Source organism: Pedobacter sp. R-06 (genome assembly GCF_049913135.1).
In the GTDB taxonomy this organism is placed as follows: Bacteria; Bacteroidota; Bacteroidia; order Sphingobacteriales; family Sphingobacteriaceae; genus Pedobacter.
The window spans coordinates 4,583,352-4,605,905 of the sequence record NZ_CP183977.1; the positions used below are offsets into that span (position 1 = coordinate 4,583,352).

Annotated in this window: 19 protein-coding genes; 14 read left to right on the top strand and 5 right to left on the bottom strand. The window is 37.3% G+C overall.

The window, feature by feature from the left end:
* Positions 1 to 15 precede the first annotated feature (15 nt).
* Positions 16 to 3,285 (bottom strand): SusC/RagA family TonB-linked outer membrane protein, encoded by a 3,270-nt coding sequence (locus ACN9MR_RS18305; protein WP_426325813.1) that lies wholly within the window; start codon positions 3,283 to 3,285, stop codon positions 16 to 18.
* A gap of 577 nt (positions 3,286 to 3,862) precedes the next feature.
* Here ACN9MR_RS18305 and ACN9MR_RS18310 point away from each other — a divergent pair.
* Positions 3,863 to 5,161 carry a DEAD/DEAH box helicase gene (locus ACN9MR_RS18310; RefSeq protein ID WP_426325815.1) on the top strand — a complete coding sequence of 433 codons (1,299 nt, stop codon included), beginning with the start codon at positions 3,863 to 3,865 and terminating at the stop codon, positions 5,159 to 5,161.
* 227 nt (positions 5,162 to 5,388) lie between these two features.
* On the opposite strand, the gene leuS is transcribed toward ACN9MR_RS18310, so the two are convergent.
* Positions 5,389 to 8,175: a leucine--tRNA ligase gene (leuS, locus tag ACN9MR_RS18315; RefSeq protein WP_426325817.1), complete on the bottom strand. Its 2,787-nt coding sequence runs from the start codon at positions 8,173 to 8,175 to the stop codon at positions 5,389 to 5,391.
* A gap of 312 nt (positions 8,176 to 8,487) precedes the next feature.
* The gene (locus ACN9MR_RS18320) at positions 8,488 to 8,916 is read right to left on the bottom strand and encodes a lipocalin family protein (RefSeq protein WP_426325819.1); all 429 of its coding nucleotides are present in this window, start codon (positions 8,914 to 8,916) and stop codon (positions 8,488 to 8,490) included.
* 199 nt (positions 8,917 to 9,115) lie between these two features.
* Between ACN9MR_RS18320 and ACN9MR_RS18325 the strand changes: the two genes are divergently transcribed.
* From ACN9MR_RS18325 to ACN9MR_RS18385, 13 genes are all read left to right on the top strand, one after another.
* A complete protein-coding gene (locus tag ACN9MR_RS18325) occupies positions 9,116 to 9,994 on the top strand; it encodes a cell division protein FtsX (protein WP_057932241.1) in 879 nt (292 codons plus the stop codon).
* Entirely contained in the window at positions 9,994 to 10,221 is a 228-nt protein-coding gene (locus ACN9MR_RS18330) for a DUF3098 domain-containing protein (RefSeq protein WP_426325822.1), read from the top strand. Before ACN9MR_RS18325 ends, ACN9MR_RS18330 begins: the two co-directional genes overlap by 1 nt.
* 39 nt (positions 10,222 to 10,260) lie before the next feature.
* Positions 10,261 to 10,464: a type II toxin-antitoxin system VapB family antitoxin gene (gene vapB, locus ACN9MR_RS18335; RefSeq protein WP_029275802.1), complete on the top strand. Its 204-nt coding sequence runs from the start codon at positions 10,261 to 10,263 to the stop codon at positions 10,462 to 10,464.
* Positions 10,464 to 10,817, top strand: coding sequence for a type II toxin-antitoxin system VapC family toxin (locus ACN9MR_RS18340; RefSeq protein WP_426325824.1), 354 nt, complete (start codon positions 10,464 to 10,466; stop codon positions 10,815 to 10,817). Before vapB ends, ACN9MR_RS18340 begins: the two co-directional genes overlap by 1 nt.
* Before the next feature lie 49 nt (positions 10,818 to 10,866).
* The gene (locus tag ACN9MR_RS18345; protein WP_426325826.1) at positions 10,867 to 11,661 is read left to right on the top strand and encodes an undecaprenyl-diphosphate phosphatase; all 795 of its coding nucleotides are present in this window, start codon (positions 10,867 to 10,869) and stop codon (positions 11,659 to 11,661) included.
* A 221-nt stretch (positions 11,662 to 11,882) separates the two neighbouring features.
* Positions 11,883 to 12,614: a tRNA pseudouridine(55) synthase TruB gene (gene truB / locus ACN9MR_RS18350; protein WP_426325828.1), complete on the top strand. Its 732-nt coding sequence runs from the start codon at positions 11,883 to 11,885 to the stop codon at positions 12,612 to 12,614.
* Positions 12,611 to 13,471 carry a YitT family protein gene (locus ACN9MR_RS18355; RefSeq protein ID WP_426325829.1) on the top strand — a complete coding sequence of 287 codons (861 nt, stop codon included), beginning with the start codon at positions 12,611 to 12,613 and terminating at the stop codon, positions 13,469 to 13,471. Before truB ends, ACN9MR_RS18355 begins: the two co-directional genes overlap by 4 nt.
* Before the next feature lie 12 nt (positions 13,472 to 13,483).
* Positions 13,484 to 14,470, top strand: coding sequence for a bifunctional riboflavin kinase/FAD synthetase (locus ACN9MR_RS18360; RefSeq protein WP_426325831.1), 987 nt, complete (start codon positions 13,484 to 13,486; stop codon positions 14,468 to 14,470).
* Between the two features lie 691 nt (positions 14,471 to 15,161).
* Entirely contained in the window at positions 15,162 to 17,375 is a 2,214-nt protein-coding gene (locus tag ACN9MR_RS18365) for a cation:proton antiporter (RefSeq protein ID WP_426325833.1), read from the top strand.
* Positions 17,376 to 17,478: 103 nt separating this feature from the next.
* A complete protein-coding gene (locus ACN9MR_RS18370; protein ID WP_426325835.1) occupies positions 17,479 to 18,513 on the top strand; it encodes a DUF2157 domain-containing protein in 1,035 nt (344 codons plus the stop codon).
* A gap of 69 nt (positions 18,514 to 18,582) precedes the next feature.
* Positions 18,583 to 19,221, top strand: coding sequence for a DUF1016 N-terminal domain-containing protein (locus ACN9MR_RS18375; protein WP_426325837.1), 639 nt, complete (start codon positions 18,583 to 18,585; stop codon positions 19,219 to 19,221).
* 11 nt (positions 19,222 to 19,232) lie between these two features.
* A complete protein-coding gene (locus ACN9MR_RS18380) occupies positions 19,233 to 19,667 on the top strand; it encodes a PDDEXK nuclease domain-containing protein (RefSeq protein ID WP_426325839.1) in 435 nt (144 codons plus the stop codon).
* 5 nt (positions 19,668 to 19,672) lie between these two features.
* A complete protein-coding gene (locus ACN9MR_RS18385) occupies positions 19,673 to 20,095 on the top strand; it encodes a secondary thiamine-phosphate synthase enzyme YjbQ (RefSeq protein ID WP_426325841.1) in 423 nt (140 codons plus the stop codon).
* Positions 20,096 to 20,101: 6 nt separating this feature from the next.
* Here ACN9MR_RS18385 and ACN9MR_RS18390 read toward each other — a convergent pair whose 3' ends face one another.
* Positions 20,102 to 21,070, bottom strand: a complete 969-nt coding sequence (locus ACN9MR_RS18390; protein WP_426325843.1) for a YihY/virulence factor BrkB family protein — start codon at positions 21,068 to 21,070, stop codon at positions 20,102 to 20,104.
* A 160-nt stretch (positions 21,071 to 21,230) separates the two neighbouring features.
* Entirely contained in the window at positions 21,231 to 22,550 is a 1,320-nt protein-coding gene (locus ACN9MR_RS18395; protein ID WP_426325845.1) for an alpha/beta hydrolase, read from the bottom strand.
* Positions 22,551 to 22,554: the final 4 nt, after the last annotated feature.

Below are 22,554 nucleotides of genomic sequence, written 5' to 3' on the forward strand. Positions count from 1 at the left end.
TTTGATATCTTTTAATTAAAATCCAACATTAATACCGATTAAAAACTGACGTGGCGAAGGATAAACACCCTTATCAACTCCAAGAGCCGAAAAAGTATCAGCGGGCGGACCTGCACTTCCTACAGAAGAAGCAGCATCCCTGGTTTGACTAACCTCAGGATCAAGACCAGTATAATTGGTAATGGTGAAAAGGTTGGTCGCACTTACATAAACTCTTATTCTGGTAATACCCGATTTTGGTCCAAATGCTTTAGCCGTTGGAATTGAATAACCGATTTGTATATTCTTCAACCTTAAAAAGCTACCATCCTGAACATAATAACTTGAAGAAGCCAGTTCAACATCTGATGCACCCACATAAGCAGATGGGGTAAGGCTTGAAGAATTGCTCGGACTCCAGGCATTTAACAATCTTGTACTTTTAGCACCTGCAAAAGATGGAAAATCTGTAAAATAACGGGTAGCTTCAAATAAATCATTGCCTTGAACACCGTATAAGAAAGCAGAAATATCAAAGTTTTTATACGATGCATTTAAGTTTACGCCATAAGTAAAATCAGGATTTGGATTGCCGATAATGGTACGGTCTTTAGGATCTATTATGCCATCGCCATTAATATCCTGGTAACGCAAACCACCAACCCTTGCACCTGCATACGACGGATTGTTTTGAATATCTGCTGTACTTTGATAAATCCCCGCAGTTTTGTAACCAAAGAAAGAGCCGAAGGGTGCGCCCTCCTGTAACACACTGGTTTGCAGACTTCTGTAATTACCATAAATCTGGTTAAAAATGCCAGGCGCTAACCTTACGATTTTGTTGTTGTTTTTTGAGAAATTTAAACCAACATCAAATTTAAAAGGACGCTCTGCTTCTCTTCCATAGTGATAAGCAACATTAAACTCTACTCCTTTATTGCTCATATCGCCTATATTAACATAAGGTGAGCTACCTAAACCAACTACACTCGAAGGTAAAGGCAAATTATAAAGCATATCGGAGGTTTTTTTGTTGTACCAGTCTAATGATCCATCAATGGCTCCCCCTAACAAAGTAAAATCGAGACCTATGTTTAAAGCTTTTAATGATTCCCATTTTACATCAGGATTTTGATAAGCATTTTGCCATACACCAGTAGTAAGGCCATTACCACCGCCAACGGCATAAGCAGAATTAACAATAGAACTTTGGTACCTGTTGATGTATTGGTATGGGGGGATCCGCTGGTTACCGGTTTGTCCATATCCAACACGCAGTTTTAAATCGCTTATCCATTTAACGCTTTTCATAAATTCTTCCTCAGATAACCTCCATGCTGCACTTGCCGCCGGATAATAACCATACTTGTTTGCCGGGCCGAAGTTGGAAGAACCGTCGCGGCGGATGGTAACGCTGGCCAGATAACGATCATGATAAGAATAATCTGCTTTAGCAAACAACGAGAAAAGGGAGCCTATCGATCCATAACTTGAATTGCTGATGTTTGATGAACCTGTATTCAGGTAATAATAATCCTGACTGCCTAAAATAAAAAAGCCATTTCTTCCGGCATTTAACTGTCTTGATCGCGACCTAATGGCCTCAGTACCCACCAACACATTTACCCTGTGCTTTTCATTAAATACTTTGCTGTAATTTAAGGTGTTGGTCCAGGTCCATTCGGTATTATATCCTTGATATTCGTTCAGGTTATTCGAATTGTTACCTTCAGAAAACTCCAGGTTTGGATAACGCATTGATAAACCATTAAAATTTTCGTAACGCAGACCGAAATTGGTTTTTAATACCAATCCTGGAATGATATCACCCTCTGCGTAAACATTTCCAAAGAAGAAATTACTCTTATTTTTATTGTCTTTTGCACGGTAAAGAAAAGCTACCGGGTTTTCTGCATTTCCCAGCTGGCTTCCCCGGCTACCGGCAAAATTCCCGGCAATATCGTAAACCGGAATAATGGTAGGGATCCGGTATGCCCAGCCCAAGGCACTTCCCTGGTCCTGATAATCACCCGAAACATTCGGGTTTACACCTAAACCAAAGCCTTCAGAATAACTGTATTGTGCATTCTCGCCAAAACGGACCCTTTTATTAAATGCCGAAATATTAGTATTCGACCTAAAATTAAACCGTTTAAATCCCGTGTATTTAATAGTTCCCTTCTGGTCCAGGTAACCGCCCGAGAAAGTGTATGTTGCATTTTCTCCACCCCCGGTAGCACTGAGCTGATAATTTTGAACAGGTGCAACTTCCGTAATTTCATCAAACCAGTTGGTACCTGCTTTATTTGCTTTTGTAATCTGATAAAAAAGATCAGGATCACGGCTATAGTTATATTTAGATGGATCTGCATCTGCAGCAGTAACATCCTGCCCAAGTTTTAAACCTGCCACTAAATATTCAGGTAATACAGGTGTTGAACCAGATCCATAGTTTTTCCCTGCTTCAATTGGCTTTCCGGCATTGGTATAACCATCAAATATATACTGTGCATATTGTTGAGGATTCATCATTTCAGGAAAACTATTTTTTCTGGGAACCTGTGTACCATAATAAGAATCGAGTGTGATTTTGGGTGTTCCGGCTATCCCTTTTTTTGTGGTAATAATCACGACACCATTATTCGCCCTCGAGCCATAAATAGAAGCCGAAGAAGCATCTTTCAATACCTGCATATTTTCGATATCATTTTGGTTAAGCCATGATAGTTTACCCTCAAACGGAACTCCATCAATAACATAAAGTGGTTCGTTATTATTAATGGTACTAATTCCCCTGATTCTGATCTGCGGTGTCGAGCCTGGCGCACCATCATTTATAATCTGTACCCCCGTGGCTTTCCCCTGTAAAGCTTCTACAGCACTCGCGGCCGGCTGGGCTTTTAACAGTTCCATGTTCACTACTGCAACGGCACCGGTTAAATCTTTTTTCCGTTGAGAAGAATAACCCGTTACAATCACATCGGTTAAATTGTTATTCTCGGCCTGTAATATAACGGTGATATTGGTTTGTTTGCCTACAGCAACTTCTTTATTCCCGTAACCAACAAAAGAAATAACCAAAACATCGGTAGGTTTTACACTTAAAGAGAATGTTCCGTTAGCATCTGTAGTAGTGCCGCCGGCACCATCTTTAATTTTAATTGTAGCGCCAATAACAGGTAATTTGTCATCACTGGCAATAACTTTACCAGTGATTTTTGATTGGGCCATTGCGCCAAGGGCAAATAACATCCCCAAACACAAGAGAAGAAAACTCCTCTTGATACAAGATAGATTTTGTTTCATAGGTTTATATTGATTAGGTGAAATAATGCGTACTCGTACAGCTGATGTGCTTCTGGATAATAAGCTTACATCATCAGTTTATTGCCATCGGTTACAACGACATATTTAAGTGGCTTAGTTTGCCGGATTACGGCATACAGGAAGAATGGATTTCTCCTGTTAATAGGTAGATTTTTTCTCATAAGTAGGTGGTTAGATAGGTTTGTTAGGTATTATTTTGTTTAATGATTTACATAGTGATATTTTTTAGTAAACAATGCATTAGTGTATAATGTACACTTCATTAAAAATAAATATACATATAAAAAAATAATTATAATACAAAAAATACATTTATAAATAGACTATAAAATACTAACTAAAAGGATTAATGTATTAGATCAATAACCGATACGTGTAATAAATAACGATTTGAGGTTACATTTATCAAATAGTAAATTCTCATACATTTTTTGTATCTTTGCCGCCGAAGCAGGAATAAGGGCTTGCCATTCTGAATGGCATATTCTCTCCGCAAGTTAGTCCTTCAACAATTGATTGTTCTAGCTTCTTCGATAAATATTACACAGAAACATACATGTTATTCAAAGAATTAAACCTCATTGAGCCAATTTTAAAGGCCCTTGAGACCGAAGGTTATACACAACCGACACCAATACAGGAGCAATCCATCCCAACGATATTAAAAGGCAAAGATTTATTAGGCTGCGCGCAAACCGGTACCGGAAAAACCGCTGCCTTTGCCATCCCGATGTTGCAGTTATTGCACGAAAAACACATCAATACCAAAGCAACCAAAAACATAAAGGCTTTAATTTTAACGCCAACACGTGAGCTTGCCATTCAGATTGAAGAGAGTTTTAAGGCTTATGGCCGTCATTTAAATTTACGCCATTTAGTAATTTTTGGTGGTGTAAACCAACACTCGCAGGTAGAAGCCTTAAGGAAAGGCGTTGATATTTTAGTTGCAACACCCGGCCGTTTATTAGATTTAATGAACCAGGGTTTCATCAGCTTAAATACCATCGAATTGTTCGTATTGGATGAAGCCGACCGTATGCTCGATATGGGCTTTATTCACGATGTGAAAAGAGTAGTGGCTAAATTGCCAGCAAAACGCCAGACTTTATTTTTCTCGGCCACCATGCCTGATGAAATCCAGAAGTTGGCAAATACGATTTTATCTAGTCCGACAAAAGTAGAGGTTACCCCGGTTTCTTCTACAGCAGAAACAATTGTTCAGTCGGTTTATTTTGTTGATAAGCCCGATAAAAAGAAATTATTGATCCACCTTCTTGAGGATAAAAAGATCGAAACTGCTTTGGTTTTTACCCGTACCAAACATGGTGCAGACCGTATTGTTAAGGATTTGGCCCATGCTGGTATTAAAGCTGCCGCCATTCATGGCAATAAATCGCAAAATGCCAGACAAAGGGCATTAACAGATTTTAAAGACAGGAAAATCCGCGTTTTAGTAGCTACCGATATTGCTGCGCGTGGTATTGATATCGATCAGTTATCGCACGTTTTCAATTTCGAATTGCCGAATATCCCTGAATCTTATGTACACAGAATTGGCCGTACAGGCCGTGCTGGTGCAAACGGGATTGCCATTTCTTTCTGCGATGCGGAAGAAAACGAATACTTATTGGATATCCAGAAACTGATTAAAATTACGCTTCCGGTTGTAGATGATCATCCTTATCCATTAAGCTGGGAAAGTATGCTTGCTAAAAACCAGGTTAAACGTAAACCACAAGCCCAATCTAAAGGTGGTGGCGGCGCTAAAAAAGGTGGTGATGGCAATATGAGCGGCAAACCACGCAATGCCAGCAACAACAGAAGATTTGGCGGGAATAGAAGAAAAAGAGACTAGACAAATCGTCATTTCGAGCGCAGCCGAGAACCCGAAGGCCCAGCGAAGCTAAATCTGCAAAGTAGATCTCTCCATTTCACTGCGTTTCAGTCGAGATGACGACCGTCCTATTGGATCTGTCCCAGAAACACAAAAAACCCGGATTACGAAATGTAACCCGGGTTTTATATTTCTAGCTTAGGAAAGCGCAAGGAAAACCCTCCGCCCCATACTTTCCGCCTTCTACCTTAAACAACTACATTAATAATCTTTCCTTTAACGAAAATGATTTTTTTAGTTGGTTTCCCATCTAAAAATTTCTGGAATTGCTCATCAGCCAATAAAATGTTTTCTACCTCTGGCTGAGCTAAAGTTAAGCTCAAGTTCAGGTTCATTTTCATTTTACCGTTGATTGAAACTGGATAAGCAAACTCATCTTCTACCAGATACTCGGGCTTAAATGTTGGAAAAGCCGTATACGATAAAGTTCCGGCTTCATTACCCAACAACACCCAAAGCTCTTCGCAGATATGTGGCGCATAAGGCGAAAGGATAATCACCATATCTTCCAAAATCTGACGGTTTTTGCATTTCAGATCGGTTAACTCGTTTACGGCAATCATGAAACTAGATACGGAAGTATTGAATGAGAAACGCTCAATATCGTCCTGCACCTTTTTAATGATTTTATGCAACGATTTTAACTCTGCTTTTGTAGGTACTGCATCGTTTACGTGGAAAGTCCAGTCTTCGTTGTGAAATAAACGCCAAAATTTACGCAAGAACTTAAATACACCTTCGATACCGTTCGTATTCCAGGGTTTACTCTGCTCTAACGGACCTAAGAACATTTCGTACATCCGCAATGTATCAGCACCGTAACGCTCAATCAAATCATCGGGATTAACCACGTTGAATTTTGATTTCGACATTTTTTCTACTTCGACACCACAGATGTATTTCCCGCCTTCAAGAATAAATTCTGCGGTAGCATATTCTTCTCTCCATGCTTTGAACTTAGCGATATCTAAAGTATCGTTTTCAACAATGTTCACATCAACGTGCAATGCTGAAGTTTTGTATTCTTTCCTTAATCCAGCTGATACGTAGGTATTAGTAGGCTTTCCGTTCTCATCGTTAATGCGATAAACAAAATTACTTCTACCCTGAATCATCCCTTGGTTGATCAGTTTTTTGAAAGGTTCTTCTTCTTTGGTATAACCCAAATCTTTCAAAAATTTATTCCAGAAACGGCTGTACAATAAGTGACCGGTTGCATGCTCTGAGCCACCGATGTACAAATCGACGTCTTTCCAATATTCAACAGCTTCTTTTGAAGCAAAATCGTTATTGTTATTCGCATCCATGTAACGGTACCAGTACCAGCTGCTTCCAGCCCAACCTGGCATGGTGCTCAATTCGTAATGACCACCATCTTTAGGAACCCAGTCTTCAGCCCTGGCTAAAGGTGGTTCACCAGTTTCAGTCGGTAAATATTTATCAATTTCAGGAAGCAACAATGGTAGTTCCTCTTCTTTTACCAAATAAGGCAATCCATCTTTAAAGTAAACCGGAATCGGCTCGCCCCAATACCGCTGGCGACCAAAAATCGCATCACGCTGACGGAAATTTACTTTTGCTTTCCCTACTTTCTCTTCTTCCAACCAGTTATTTAAGAACGAAACAGCTTCTTTATAAGTCATTCCGTTTATGAAACCAGAGTTGATGTATTTCCCTTCTTTAGTTGGATCTGCCTGAACATCTATATCTTTTTGTCCGTCCAAAATCTGGATAATTGGTAAATTAAAATGTGTAGCGAATAACCAATCGCGTTGATCCCCGCTCGGAACACCCATCACCGCACCAGTTCCGTAACCTGCCAACACATAATCAGCAATCCATAACTGTACGCGTTCGCCACTTACAGGGTTAATTACATATGTACCTGTAAAAGCACCAGACACCGTTTTGGTATCGGCCATACGGTCTAATTCTGATTTCTTTTTAGTTAAAGCGATATAATTTGCAATATCCTGTTTTTGTTCAGGAGTAGTCAATTCTGCAACCCACTCATGCTCCGGAGCTAAAACCAGGTAAGAAACACCAAAAATGGTATCTACCCGTGTAGTAAAAACTTCAATCTGTTTATCGTTTCCTTCTACCTGAAACTTTACGGATGCACCAACGCTTTTACCGATCCAGTTACGTTGCATTTCTTTAATCGGCTCTGGCCAATCGATGGTATCTAAACCTTGCAAAAGCCTGTCAGAATAAGCGGTAATCCGCATGCTCCACTGCATCATTTTCTTTTGCTCAACAGGGAAACCGCCACGCTCAGAAAAACCATCTTTAACTTCATCATTCGCCAGAACGGTTCCTAAAGCCGGGCACCAGTTTACAGTACTCTCGCGCAGATAAGTTAAGCGGTATTTTAACAATTCGACTTGTTTCTCTTCATCGGTAAAGGTTGCCCAATCGCTTGGCATAAATTCTTTGGTATCTTCATCACAAACTGCCTTAACATCAGCTGTACCAGAAGCATTGAATTTTTCGATCAATGTGGTAATATCTTCTGCCCTATCGTTTTCGATATTGTACCACGAGTTAAACAGCTGCATAAAAATCCACTGTGTCCACTTATAATAAGATGGCTCACTGGTGCGTACTTCTCTGCTCCAATCGAAAGAAAAACCAATCTGATCTAACTGCCTACGGTAAGTTGCGATGTTTGCCTCGGTGGTAATAGCAGGGTGCTGTCCGGTTTGTATGGCATATTGCTCTGCTGGTAATCCGAAAGAATCATATCCCATAGGATGCAATACGTTAAAGCCTTTAAGGCGTTTGTATCTCGAAAAAATATCTGACGCAATGTAACCCAGTGGGTGACCAACGTGCAAGCCTGCTCCTGATGGATAAGGAAACATATCTAACACATAATATTTTGGTTTTTCAGAATTGCTTTCGGCTTTAAACGTTTGATGATCTGCCCAAAATTTCTGCCACTTTTGTTCTATTTCTTTGAATTGGTAATCCATTGCAAGTTTTAAATTTTTAAAGGGGCGAAAATACGGAAATTAAGGGGCTTAAAAAAGCAGATTAACGATAATATTTTGCCAGCAGAAATGCAGAATTAGAAGAGGTTAAGGGAAAAACCTCGGTGCCTTTTGTGTAGTCAGATGTTACCATCTGACTATCGATTATTTTAAGATAAGAGAATACTTAGAATATGTGTTTTAGTGTCAGTTGGAAACAACTGACACCACAATTAGCGGCCGATACCACCACAAAAAAATGCGCCATTGATGTTAAAAACCAATGGCGCAGCAAATAATCGGGGGATTAAGATCTTATCTTGATAAAGAATACACTTTAGTAACGTTTGTTTTATCAATTTTAGCGGTAAACTCTAACTTGTTTGCTGTAATACTGTTTATTTTGCAATAATTCAATCCATCGTTAATATCCATACTGAACTGATCAGAATAAATGATTACATAGGTTCCGATTGTTCTGTTACCTGATAAACTCAGTTCTACCTGGTCATCGTTATTTGACTTAAAGTCAACATAATCACTTGTTGTACCATAGGTAACAGTTCCATTAATTTTTTTCGGATCTTTCAATGTTTCTTCAGCAGTATAGCCAGAAGTTACAATTTTATTTAACGTCCATCTACCTAACATCTGGGCTTTTAAAGAAGTATCATCTTTCTTGCAAGAAATAATTGTAGAGGCGATAAGTAAGAATAGGCTCAGAATAGTAATTTGTCTTTTCATAGTTAAATTTAGTTTTAAGATATCCATAATTAACGCCGTTTTCACAAAATTCGTACCGTGTTTCGAAAAAAAGCAAATTTATTAAAGAATTTAATCCTCAAACTAAAAACTAATCGAATACGTTAGTATTCATTTAGCAATCATTAATTGGTGTTTATCAGGTATAATTTATATTTTCGCAGAAACAAAAATGAAATACATGGAAGAATTCGAAGTAAGTGATGCATCTAAGAAAACCAAAACCGTTTATATCTCTACTATAATCAGTATTGCTTTGGTTTTATTAATGCTGGGGCTGCTTGGTTTGGTACTTGTACATGCCAAAAACCTGTCTAACTACGTTAAAGAAAACATCGTTTTAAACATTATTGTTGATGAAGGCGCCAAAGAAGCCGATGTTTTAGCTTTCCAGAAAGAGTTAAATGCAAATCCTGCAGTAAAACAAACTCAGTATGTAAATAAAGAGCTTGCCGCAAGAAATTTAACTCAGGATTTGGGAGAGGATTTTGTTAACTTTTTAGGATACAACCCATTAACTTCTACTTTCGATGTGTATTTAAAAGCAGAATATGCGAACAATAAAAGCATCGATGCCTTAAAAGCAAATATTTCTAAAAACCCTGTAGTTAAAGAGGTGGTTTACCAAAGTTCTTTAATTGATATGGTGAACAAAAATATTAGCACCATCGGCTTAATTATTTTAGCATTTGCCGCACTGCTATTAATCATTTCTATTGCATTGATTAACAACACAATAAGACTAGCCATCTACTCACAACGCTTTTTAATTAAAAGTATGCAGCTGGTTGGTGCAACGAAAAACTTTATTCGACGTCCTTTCTTATTATATGCTGCTTTACATGGCTTAATTGCTGCATTTATTGCCATCATTATTTTATTGGCAACATTAATTTATGCCCGCAAAGAGGTACCTGAGATTATTATTTTAAATAACTACCAGGAATTTGGCTTTGTATTTATAGGCCTTTTAATTGTGGGTATTTTTATAACAGGCATTAGTACATGGTTTGCAGTAAGCAGATATTTACGTTTAAAATCTTATCATCTTTATAGATAATGGCAGAAAAAAAAACAGGTCCGGTTGTAAAGGACGTTAAAAGCGAATTGGTTTTTACCAAAAAAAACTACCAGTTATTATTAATCAGCATTGCAATTGTAGCTGTTGGCTTTATATTAATGATGGGTACCACTGGTGATATTTATGACTTTAGAAGAACCTTATTGGCACCGATAGTGGTGTTAGCGGGTTTTGCTTTCGGTATTTATGCTGTTCTAAAAAAATAATTTCTTGTATTAGCTAAAGTGTTTTTTTAACTTTATAATATGACAACAACAAATTTGCAAATCGAAATAAATTCACTTCCCCTAAACCTTAGGCAGGAAGTTGCAGATTTTGTTGAATTCTTAAAAACAAAGCATAAAAATAAGCCGAAGTTAAAATCCCGCGAATTCGGGTATGCAAAAGGTAAAATCAAATTATCTGATGATTTTGACGAACCGTTAGAAATGTTTGCTGATTATATTTAATGGCATATCTATTAGATACTCATACCTTCTTGTGGTTTGTAGCAGGAGATAATCAGCTGCCAACTTCAATAAATAAAAAATTATCTGATATTAATCTACCTTGCTTCTTGAGCATTGCCTCTCTTTGGGAAATTGCCATCAAAAAACAAATCGGAAAACTCGATTTAAAAATTGGTTTTGATGAATTATTTCGTTTTGCAGAAAGAAACCAGATCGAAATCATTGCGATCAATGAAACCCATCTTACTACATTATTAGGTCTCGATTTTCTCAACAATGATCCTTTTGATCGAATTATTGTGTCACAAGCAATCTCTGAAGATTTAACTTTAATATCAAGAGATAAAAATTAAAAAACTATAAAGTAAAATTACAGTGGGGCTAGCCCATTAATCAAAACATATGAACTCTTTTGAAGCCATTGTCCTTGCCATTGTTGAAGGATTAACTGAATTTTTGCCTGTATCGAGTACCGGACACATGATTATTGCATCATCGTTTATGGGCATTGCATCAGAACCATTTGTAAAACTTTTCACCATTGTGATACAATTGGGGGCAATACTTTCAGTGATTGTACTCTATTTCAAAAGATTTTTCAAATCGATAAATTTCTACATTAAATTATTGGTTGCATTTATCCCAGCCGCCATATTTGGTCTGTTATTAAGCAAAAAAATCGACGAATTATTAGAAAGCCCAATGGCTGTTGGTATTTCGCTGTTAGTTGGTGGTATTATCTTATTATTTGTAGACAAGTGGTTTAATAAACCAACCATTAATGAAGAGGAAGAAGTAACTTATTTAACGGCGCTGAAAATAGGTTTCTTTCAGTGTATTGCCATGTTACCAGGAGTATCGCGTTCGGGAGCCTCTATTGTTGGCGGTATGAGTCAGAAATTAAGCAGAAAAGTTGCTGCAGAATTTTCATTCTTTTTAGCTGTACCTACCATGTTTGCCGCAACAGCAAAAAAACTTTACGATTTTTATAAAGAAGGGCACACTATTACCCATGAGCAGACTAACCTTTTAATTATTGGTAATGTTGTTGCTTTTGTAGTGGCGCTTTTGGCGATAAAAAGTTTTATCGGATACTTAAACAAAAATGGTTTTAAGGTTTTTGGATGGTATAGAATTGCTGCTGGTTTAATTATTATCATCTTATTGCTGAGCGGACACAACTTACAGATTATATAATCCAGGAATATTAACTACAGATATGCACAGATGAAGTTGTTTCATAAAAACAATTCCTTTGTTGAGCCTGTCGAAACACCTTAAAAGGTATTTAAATAAGTCCTTCAACAAGCTCCGAATGACAAATCTATAATTATGACACAACCTTATACTTTGTATCTGTGGTTAAAAAAAACTTAAGCAACCGACATTGAATCCGTATCTTTGCGCAAAAAAGATTTGTGAGTACCGAAAATTCAAAATTTAAAGACTTCAATTTTGCTGAAGGCGAATTGCTCTTAATTAATAAACCATACAAATGGACTTCATTTGATGTGGTGGGCAAAATCCGTAATTCTTTAAAACCGCTAAAACTAAAGGTTGGTCATGCCGGCACTTTAGATCCCCTTGCTACAGGCTTGCTAATCATCTGTACAGGCAAATTAACTAAGCAGATAGACACTTTTCAGGCTGAAGAGAAAGAATATACAGGCACCATGATTTTAGGTGCTACTACCCCATCATTCGATATGGAGACTGAGGTAGATCAAACCTTCGATATCAGTAACATTACCGAAGAAGATATATACGCAGCCTGCAAACCTTTTATTGGCGATATAGCGCAATATCCGCCTGCACACTCTGCTGTAAAGGTAAATGGCGAACGTTTATACGTAAAAGCAAGATTGGGTGAAGAGGTTGAATTACGTAAACGTTTTGTAAGTGTTCCAGAATTTGAAATCACACGGATCGAACTACCGGAAATCGATTTTAGGATTGTATGCAGTAAAGGCACTTACATCCGTTCATTAATATCCGATTTTGGCAAAACTTTAAACAGCGGGGCTTATCTATCTAAACTTACCCGTACCCGTAGTGGAAACTTTTTGCTTAAAGATGCGTTTGAGGTATTAGAACTTGTTAATTATATTCGTAGCAAGAAAGAAGAAGCTAAAACTGAAGCAGAGGCATGAACCGCATCAAAAACAAGAACATCAGGTTTATAAAAGAAATTCTTTTAATTATTGCAGGTGTAACTTCGGCATGTTTTGGCTTAAAAAGCTTTTTAATGCCCAGCCATTTTATTGATGGCGGTGTTACGGGTATTTCCCTTTTGCTAAGCACCTTGACAGGATGGAATTTATCATACCTTATTGTAATCATCAACATTCCCTTTGTAATTTTAGGTTATAGACAGATTGGTAAAGGCTTTGCCCTTAAAACTGCTATTGCCATTGCTGCACTCTCGTTAGCCTTAATTTTTCTTCCCTTTCAACCCATTACCCACGATAAATTGCTCATTGCATTCTTCGGCGGATTATTTTTAGGCGGTGGAATTGGGTTGGCCATGCGTGGTGGCTGTGTAATAGACGGAACTGAGGTTTTAGCGCTTTACATCAGTAAAAACAGCATTTTAACCGTTGGAAATATCATCCTGATTTTAAATATCATTATTTTCGCCTTCGCAGCTTATTTCTTAAATATCGAAACTGCGCTATATGCCATTCTAACATATTTATCGGCATCAAGCACGATCGATTTTATTGTAAACGGCATAGAACAATACACCGGTGTTACCATTATTTCAGAACATCAGGAAGCCATAAAGGGATTCATCATTAACGAAATGAAACGAGGTGTAACCATTTATAAAGGCGAAGGTGGTTACGGAGAAAAGAAAGATATCGATATTATTTTCACCGTAGTTACCAAACTAGAAATGAGCAAATTACAAACCGCTATACGACAGATTGATTCGGATGCCTTTGTAATACAACAACAAATTGCCGATTTAAAGGGCGGGGTAGTAAAACGCCATGCCTTACATTAATTTTCCATTCCATTGAAGATATACAATAACCTTTCGGATTTTAAAAAATTAGATAACGCCATAGTAACCATTGGCACTTTTGACGGTGTGCATTTCGGACATCAAAAAATTATTAAACAACTGGTACAAAAAGCAAAAGCCGATAACGGAGAAAGCGTAATATTAACTTTTTTTCCGCACCCGAGAATGATTATCGATCCTGAAAACCAGGAGCTAAAAATGATTAATACCATTAATGAAAAAGCCGAAATTTTAAAAGGTTTAGGTGTAGATCATTTAATCATCACACCATTTACCAGAGATTTCTCTAATCAGCTGCCTGAAGATTATATAAAAAACACATTGGTGAATAACATTGGCACCAAACACATTATCATAGGTTACGACCACCGCTTTGGTAAAGACCGTTCAGGAAATTTAAGCGACTTAAAAGCGGCAGGTTTACATTATGGTTTTAGTGTGGAGGAAATTATGGAGCAGGATATTCATGATGTGGCAGTAAGTTCTACTAAAATCCGTCAGGCCCTGTTGGCAGGCGATGTAAGTTTGGCCAATGATTATCTGGGTTATCCATTTTCTATTTTTGGCAGGGTAATTAAAGGTGACAAAATCGGCAGAACAATTGGTTTCCCTACCGCCAATATCTTTGTAGAAGAAACTTATAAACTGATTCCGGGCGATGGGATTTACGCAGTAACTGTAGAAATGGAGTTCGAAGTCAGAAGTCCGGAGTCCGAAGCCCTACACCCTAAACCCTCAACCTTAAACCTCCAACCTTACAAGGGTATGGCCTACATTGGGCAGCGTCCAACCATTAACGGAATGACCAGAAATATTGAAGTAAATATTTTCGATTTCAACCAGGAAATTTATGGGCAGGATATTAAGATGAACTTTTTGAAATTCCTGCGTCATGATGTGAAATTCACCGGATTAGAAGCTTTAACAGTTCAATTACAGAAAGACAAGGAGGCTACTTTAGCTTATTTTAATGGGTAATAAATGTTAACTCCCATTACAGAATGTAAATAAACGAGGTCGTCACCCTGAACCGATCCTTAGTGAGCTCACCGTAGGTAATTTATTTCAGGGTCTAATAGATACTGAATAAATTCAGCATGACGAGATTATTGAATAATAGTTCAATTTAGAAATTAAGGTTAAAACAGCAAGATCAGATCAATTTAAATCCAATTTTCCTTTCAAAAAAGCCTCATTTTCGTTATATTAGCGGCAATGAGGCTTTTTTACATCATCTTTTTTCTTTCTATCTCCATTAATTTTGCGGCTTTCGCATCGCAGGAAAAAAGAAACGATGTACCATTAAAAAACACCAAAATAAGTTTCATTTCAAGCAAAAAAAATATCAAATCCAATTCGGATTTCAATCAGGACAGTGAAAGTCTGCAAAAAGATTTCATTAACAGTCCAATTATAAAAATATCTTCCAGTGCGTTTGTACTGATCACTTTTTTGCTGTTCCTTTTTTTCAAGAACAAAACCATCAATACAAAAGTTGTTATCAAGAGATTAAAATATAATTATTGGTGTTTGTTTAAGATGCTCTACCCAAAACATGTTTTTTGGTAAGTAATTTCATTTTTAGCCACAAATGTGGGGCTTTCAATAAAATGCCGAGTAATAATACTTGGAAATAAATTATTTAATCATTAATACCCATTTTTTATAGATGCACTTACCCGATTTAATTGCCGATTTAGGATTAATCCTTGCTGCTGCAGGGATAACTACCCTCATATTTAAACGAATTAAACAACCCCTGGTTTTAGGTTATATACTGGCTGGCTTGCTGGTTGGCTCACATTTAGATTTTTTTCCTTCAGTTACCGATACAAAAAGCATCAATATTTGGGGCGAGATAGGCGTAATTTTCCTTTTATTCAGCTTAGGTTTAGAATTCAGTTTTAAAAAACTGGTTAAAGTTGGCGGTTCTGCCTCCATCACAGCGATTGTGAAAGTACTTTTTATCATTCTGGCAGGCTACTTAGTTGGTAAAGCGATGGGCTGGAAAGACATGGACAGTTTATTTCTAGGGGGAATTTTGTCCATCTCATCAACAATGATTACCATTAAGGCCTTCGAAGAACTTGGTTTAAAGCATAAAAAGTTTGCAGGCCTGGTTTTCGGTGTTTTAATTGTTGAAGATCTGGTAGCCATCTTGTTACTGGTATTATTCTCTACCCTGGCGGTCAGTCAGCAATCGGCAGGTACAGAAATGCTGTATTCCATCTTAAAACTGGCTTTTTTCCTGGTACTTTGGTTTTTGGGCGGAATATTCCTGGTTCCTTCATTTCTTAAAGCAACCAAGAAATTAATGAATGACGAAACCATGTTGGTGGTATCGTTAGCCTTATGTTTGGTAATGGTGTTATTGGCCGATAAGGTGGGCTTCTCTCCTGCTCTGGGTGCATTTATTATGGGTTCCATTTTAGCAGAAACCACACAGGCAGAAAGAATCGAACATTTAACTAAATCAGTAAAGGATTTATTCGCAGCGGTATTTTTTGTTTCGGTTGGCATGTTGATTGATCCTTCTATGCTGGTTAAGTACGCTGTACCGATTATCGTTGCTACATTAGTGATTATTTTAGGAAAAATTATATTTACCATTTTAGGCGCGTTATTATCTGGTCAGCCGTTAAAAACTTCTGTACAATCGGGCATGAGTTTGGCGCAGATTGGTGAGTTTTCATTCATAATTGCCTCGTTAGGATTAACCCTTAAAGTAACAAGCGATTTCCTTTACCCAATTGCGGTAGCAGCAGCAGCAATTACTACATTTACCACACCATACCTGATTAAGCTATCTGAACCTTTTTATCAGTATTTGAACCGTGTTTTACCTAAAAAATGGTTAGATGGAATCGAAAGATACAGCTCCAGTACTGAAGGAATTACAACATTAAGCGATTGGAAGGTTTTATTGAGGTCTTATATTTTTAATACCATTATCCACTCCGTAATTATTATTGCGATCATCTTTTTAGCCTACAGGTACGTTCAGCCTTTTATTGTGCGCAATATTTCCAATAGTTTAACTTCTATTATTATCAGTGTAGTGGTTTCCTTTATTTTAATGTCGCCATTTTTATGGGCATTATCCATCCGAAGGATTCAGCGAACAGCTTATTCCCACCTTTGGCTGAACAAAAAATATACCCGGGGCCCGTTAATCGCAATTGAATTTTTCAGAATTGCCTTAGGCATTTTCTTTGTAGGTTTTTTAATGTATGAGTTTTTTGATACCTGGATTGCCGCTGTAATTGCATTGGGTTTAATTGTCATCGGTATGATCATCTTCTCCCGAAAACTACAGTCATTTTATGATAAACTGGAAAGACGTTTCATGTTGAACCTGAATGCCCGTGAAAGCCAAAAACCGAATATTTTACCCTGGGATACCCACTTAACTGAACTCACTGTTTCTCCTGAATCGGAAGTAGTTGGAAAAACACTTACCGAATTAATGATCAGGGAAAAATATGGCGTTAACATTGCCTTAATAGAGCGTGGAAGAAATAACATTCCAACACCAGGAAGAGATGAGCGGCTTTATCCAAACGATAAACTGCTATTAATTGGTGCTGATGACCAATTGGCTGCTGTTAAAGCACTTTTAGAAGTTGATGCTCCAGAAACAGCCGAAGAAAGTAATTTCCCGAATAAAGAAATGACCTTGCAAAAGGTAGTTGTTCATGCCGAATCGCCGGTTTATGGATTAAGTATTAGAAATGCAGGTATCCGCGAAAAGGCACAGGCATTAATTGTTGGCATAGAAAGAGGTACCGATCGGATACTGAATCCATCTTCAGATTTCATTTTCGATACTGGCGATATCATTTGGATTGTGGGAAACAATAAGAAAATTAAAGAGGTTATATAAGCAGTCCAGAGTCTTTAGTCGGTAGTCTTTAGTCAATTTAGACTCCTGACTAAGGACTTTTGACTAAGGACTAAAAAACCTATCTTCGTATATAACCTAACCTATGAAAGTCGATAGAGAAAAGAGTGAATTTCTTGATGATATGATCGAGCAATGGCAAAGTGACGGCTTAATTAATGAGGAAACAGGCGATAAACTCCGTAAAAGTTATGAGGCTAAAAATTTTGATTGGCTCCGTTTAGCACAATATGCTTTTTGGGTAGCTTTAGCCTGTGGTTTTATTGCACTTGGATCTTTATTAATTGATAATTCGATTTTAAACTATCTAAAACGGGTTTACAATACACCAAACATTGTAATTGCTATTGTATCCGGCGGATTGGCAGCATGGCTTTATATCTTAGGTTTTAAGCGAAAAAAGAAACTGGCCCATTTAAAATTTAGTAATGAAGCTATCGTTTTTTCAGCCATTTTACTTACCGCGAATGCCATTGCTTATTTCGGGAAGGCGCTGGACAATGGATCTGGCAATTTCTCTATTCTGATTCTGATATCCGTTTTCATTTATGGTGCTTTAGGTTATATCTTCAATTCGCGTTTGATCTGGATTTTTGCTTTGATATCTTTAGGTGCCTGGTTTGGCACAGAAACAGGTTATTTAAGCCGTTGGAATTATTACTTCCTTGGCATGAATTATCCTTTGCGCTTTGTGGTTTTCGGTGCGGTATTAACCGCAGCATCGTTCATTATGAAAGCTTTCCCCAAAACACAAAACTTCTTCCAGGTTACTTATATCGCAGGAATGGTTTATCTGTTTGTTTCACTTTGGGCTTTATCCGTATTCGGCAACTTTGCCAGTTTGGAAGAATGGTATAAGGTTAGGCAGCTAAGCTTGTTTTATTGGGCATTAATTTCAGGAGCCATTTGTGTGGCAAGTACGTTATTTGGTTTAAAATACCGTGATGATATTGCCCGCGAATTCGGTATTACTTTTCTCTTTATTAATCTCTACACACGCTATTTCGAATACTTCTGGGACAGTTGGCATAAAGCTTTGTTTTTTGCGGTGCTGGCTGCGTCTTTTTGGTTGATTGGCAGAAAAGCAGAGAAAATATGGAATGTAGAGTTTTTGAAGTAATCTTAAAAACTAATTCATTTGATAAAATGCTTAATTTCATAAGATTGAATATATTCCATCGTTGTAAAAATGCAAGTTGAAAAGCAAAATTTATATACTAAAGTTATTGAACTGCTTAACCAAGCGAGGCAAAATGTAGCCCAAACCATTAATAATACGATGGCTACAGCTTACTTCGAAATTGGCAGAATGATCGTTGAAGAAGAACAACAAGGAAAAGAAAAAGCAGAATATGGTAAACGAGTTTTAAAAGAACTCTCGGAAAAACTTGTTGCAGAATTTGGCAAAGGTTTTTCTGAAACAAATTTGAGACAAATACGCAATTTTTATTTACTCTATTCAATTCAGCAGACAGTGTCTGCTGAATTGAGAAAAGACCAGACAGCCCCTTACGAATTCAAAAATGAAGAAATTGCTGATACTGTATCTCGTAAATCTATAAATCAGCAGACACTGTCTGCGCAATTCAAACTTACATGGTCTCACTACCTTAAGTTAATGAGAATAACCGATGTAAACGAACGTAATTTTTACGAAATAGAAGCAATCAAAAATAATTGGAGCTTACGGGAGCTACAACGTCAATACGATTCAGCACTATATACACGTTTAGCGCTAAGTAAAAATAAAGAAGAGGTAATATCACTTGGACAAAAGGGACAGATTATTGAAAAAAGTAAGGACTTAATAAAGATCCTTATGTATTAGAGTTTTTAGGCTTGCCCGAAAAAAGTTTTTATTCAGAAAATGACTTAGAGCAAAGGTTAATAGATAAACTTGAACATTTCTTATTAGAATTAGGCAATGGCTTTACCTTTGTAGCACGTCAAAAAAGAATAACTTTGGAAGAAAAACATTTCAAAATAGATTTAGTCTTCTATAACCGTATTTTAAAGTGTTTTGTACTTATCGATTTAAAAATCGGAGAACTAAAACATCAAGATATTGGTCAGATGCAGATGTATGTGAACTATTTCGACAGAGAAGTAAAACTTGAAGATGAAAACAAAACCATCGGTATTATCCTTTGTCAAGACAAAAGTGAATCTGTAGTAAGATATACACTTCCAGAAAATAACGAACAAATTTTCGCCAGTAAATATTTAACTGTTTTACCTAGCGAAAAGGATTTCATTAAAATCATTGAGAATTAATTCAAATGAAAATATACCAGCAAGCCCTAGCACTGAGAGAACGTAGAAGGGGTTTTCATATCATTACTGATGAGGTTGAGGATGCCCTAACTCAAATTGAAGAGATTAGCATTGGTATCTGTCAGGTTTTTATACAGCATACTTCAGCTTCGCTTACCATCAACGAGAATGCAGATCCTACGGTTCGTGTTGATTTTGAAATGTTCTTTAATAAAACCGTAAAGGAAAACGATCCTGATTATGAGCACGACTATGAAGGATCGGATGATATGCCAGCGCATTTAAAGTCTGCGCTTTTGGGTAGTTCTGTGACTATCCCGATTAGAAATGGCAGATTGGCACTTGGTACCTGGCAGAGCATTTATCTTTGCGAACACCGCAACCATGGCGGGCAAAGAAGATTAATTATTACAGCTTGGGGTGAATAAATAATTTTAAGCTTTCTTAACCTTTTTTTTAATTTCGGGATGATTATCCTGAATGGATTTACTCCCTGTTTCTATCTCAATTTCTTTCGTGGTGACCGCGTAATGAGAAGGGTAAATCTCAGACCCAAAAGCAACAGCATAAGCCTTGGTAAATTCGGCTCCAAAATATAAGATGATAGAAGAATAATAAGTCCATAAAAGCACAACCACTAATGAGCCCGTTGCGCCATAAGTACTACCAACATTGCTCTGCCCTATGTAAAGTGAAATGGCAAATTTACCGATCATAAATAGTAAAGCGGTAACTATTGCACCAGCAATTACATCACGCCATTTTATAATTGCATCGGGTAATACCTTAAATATTACGCCAAATATCAGTGAGATAACAGCTAAGGTTACAATTTGATTAAGGATGTAAAATACAACAACTGATATTTCGGCAAAGCGGGCCTGTAAACGGTCACTAAAGGCATCGAGTACAGATGTAACCGCTAACGAAACCAGCAGTACAAAGCCTAAGCTGATAATTACAGAAAATGATAGGAAACGGTTTTGTAATAATTTCACCCACCCTCTTTTAGGTTTAGGTTTTAGACCCCAAATGGTATTAATAGAATCCTGGATATCGCCAAAAACGGTAGTTGCTCCAATTAATAGGGTTATGACCCCAATAATTAAAGCGATGGTACTTTTTCCATCTAAATAAGCATTCTTGATTAACTGTTGTAAGGAAACAGCTGATTCTCGACCTAAAAACCCTTCAAGCTGGGCATAAACCTGTCCTTCGGCTATTTCTCGCCCCAAAAATATACCGCACAAAGAAATAATAACCACGAGCAGTGGCGCCATAGAAAATACTGTATAATAGGCTAATGAGCCGCTAAGCTTCGTTACTTTATGATCATTAAATCCTGTAAACGATGCTTTTAAAATGCCCCATATTCCTTTTAAAGTGATTTTATTCTTTGCCATAAACAAACTATTTAAGATGAGATGCCCTAAACTTAAACCGCTTATTTTTTGAATTGTTTGTTCATTAGTTAATGAAAACAGAATGCAAAGAAACCAAATGCACAAAAAAAGCTCCGATTTTTTGTCGGAGCTTTTTCTTTATCGATTAGATGATTTTGTATTATTTGGCCTTAATCCATGAGGCAATATCGTTAACTAAAGTTTCGGACACACTTACAGCAGCCTGATATTGGGCCATCGTACCCTTTTCGGTTTGAGAACTTAACAGGTGATTTAAGTCTGGATAAAATTTAAGCACCACGTTTTTCTTTTTACTCAAGGCAGCATTCCATAAATCAAAATCTACTTTGCCCACCTGAAAATCATTACCGCCCTGCAATACATATATTTTAGGTTTCGAAAGACTTTTTGCTACAGCAACCTGATTGTAGCTATTTAAATCTGCCCAATATTTTGCAGGCAGTCCTAAAATTAAAGAATCAGGCTTTATGGTAGTTCCCAACTGTGAAATTCTACTTTTATCAATTTCCACGTAAGCATCTGCCAGTTGTTTTTTAAAGGCAGCTGTTGTATCGTTTGCCTGATCGAACATATACTTATTCTGATCAACAATAATATCGGTTAGTTTTCTTGCAGGTGTTGCTGCCAAAATAATCCCGGCTAAATCAGGTGTAATGGTAGCCATTTTAGGTGCCAGCATCCCGCCTAAGCTATGGCCGAATACATAAACAGCTTTGGGATTGGCGCCAGCAACGGTTTTTGCAAGTGCGATAGCTGCAGTTGCATCATCTAATACCTCTTCTTTTACCGTAAAAGCCTTGCTAAATTCGTTCGGATAGATTAAGGTCCGTTTTACATAACGGACAGAAGCAATGCCTTTGGAGGCTAAACCTCCTGCTAAATCTTTAAAGGGTTTATTCGCACCAACTGTTTCATCCATATCGGCCGGACCAGAGCCATGTACAAAAACCACTACAGGAAAATTTTTAGCATTTTTTGGCGTGGTGATAATGGCCGCCAATTGTTTTCCTGCCGGACCAATGTATACCGACTTTTCCTGGTATAAACTGGTATCAACATAAGTCGGTTTTAGATAAGAGGCCGTCTTTCGGGATGGTGCCAGGAAGATTCCGACTATTTTCTGTTGTTTATTAAATCCTAAAATAAAGTTCTGGTCGCCGTTAGCAAATTTACCTTCTACCGTTACAGCGAAAAACTCGCCCTGGGCTTTACTTTGAATAGCATCTAACGATTCTGCTTTTCCATATTTTGCGCCAATATCTCCCCAAAGTTTCTTTAAACTCTCTTCTGTTAATTTGGTTTTTAAAGTATCATCAAAGAAGGCGTGGGCATCTTTAAATTTCTCTTCCTGCAATAGCTTAAAAAAGTCGTTTGCACCATTGAAGAGCTGGATCACATTTTGAGAAAATGCTGTGGTTGTAAATAATAAAGCAATTATGAATAAAAGGCTCTTTTTCATCCGT

Coding starts and splice junctions, on each gene's coding strand:
- vapB (WP_029275802.1), top strand. CDS start 10,261: ATGACAACAACAAATTTGCAAATCGAAATAAATTCACTTCCCCTAAAC.
- ACN9MR_RS18330 (WP_426325822.1), top strand. CDS start 9,994: ATGGCAGAAAAAAAAACAGGTCCGGTTGTAAAGGACGTTAAAAGCGAA.
- ACN9MR_RS18325 (WP_057932241.1), top strand. CDS start 9,116: ATGGAAGAATTCGAAGTAAGTGATGCATCTAAGAAAACCAAAACCGTT.
- ACN9MR_RS18385 (WP_426325841.1), top strand. CDS start 19,673: ATGAAAATATACCAGCAAGCCCTAGCACTGAGAGAACGTAGAAGGGGT.
- ACN9MR_RS18345 (WP_426325826.1), top strand. CDS start 10,867: ATGAACTCTTTTGAAGCCATTGTCCTTGCCATTGTTGAAGGATTAACT.
- ACN9MR_RS18320 (WP_426325819.1), bottom strand. CDS start 8,916: ATGAAAAGACAAATTACTATTCTGAGCCTATTCTTACTTATCGCCTCT.
- leuS (WP_426325817.1), bottom strand. CDS start 8,175: ATGGATTACCAATTCAAAGAAATAGAACAAAAGTGGCAGAAATTTTGG.
- ACN9MR_RS18365 (WP_426325833.1), top strand. CDS start 15,162: ATGCACTTACCCGATTTAATTGCCGATTTAGGATTAATCCTTGCTGCT.
- ACN9MR_RS18340 (WP_426325824.1), top strand. CDS start 10,464: ATGGCATATCTATTAGATACTCATACCTTCTTGTGGTTTGTAGCAGGA.
- ACN9MR_RS18305 (WP_426325813.1), bottom strand. CDS start 3,285: ATGAAACAAAATCTATCTTGTATCAAGAGGAGTTTTCTTCTCTTGTGT.
- ACN9MR_RS18390 (WP_426325843.1), bottom strand. CDS start 21,070: ATGGCAAAGAATAAAATCACTTTAAAAGGAATATGGGGCATTTTAAAA.
- ACN9MR_RS18355 (WP_426325829.1), top strand. CDS start 12,611: ATGAACCGCATCAAAAACAAGAACATCAGGTTTATAAAAGAAATTCTT.
- ACN9MR_RS18375 (WP_426325837.1), top strand. CDS start 18,583: ATGCAAGTTGAAAAGCAAAATTTATATACTAAAGTTATTGAACTGCTT.
- ACN9MR_RS18310 (WP_426325815.1), top strand. CDS start 3,863: ATGTTATTCAAAGAATTAAACCTCATTGAGCCAATTTTAAAGGCCCTT.
- ACN9MR_RS18395 (WP_426325845.1), bottom strand. CDS start 22,550: ATGAAAAAGAGCCTTTTATTCATAATTGCTTTATTATTTACAACCACA.
- ACN9MR_RS18370 (WP_426325835.1), top strand. CDS start 17,479: ATGAAAGTCGATAGAGAAAAGAGTGAATTTCTTGATGATATGATCGAG.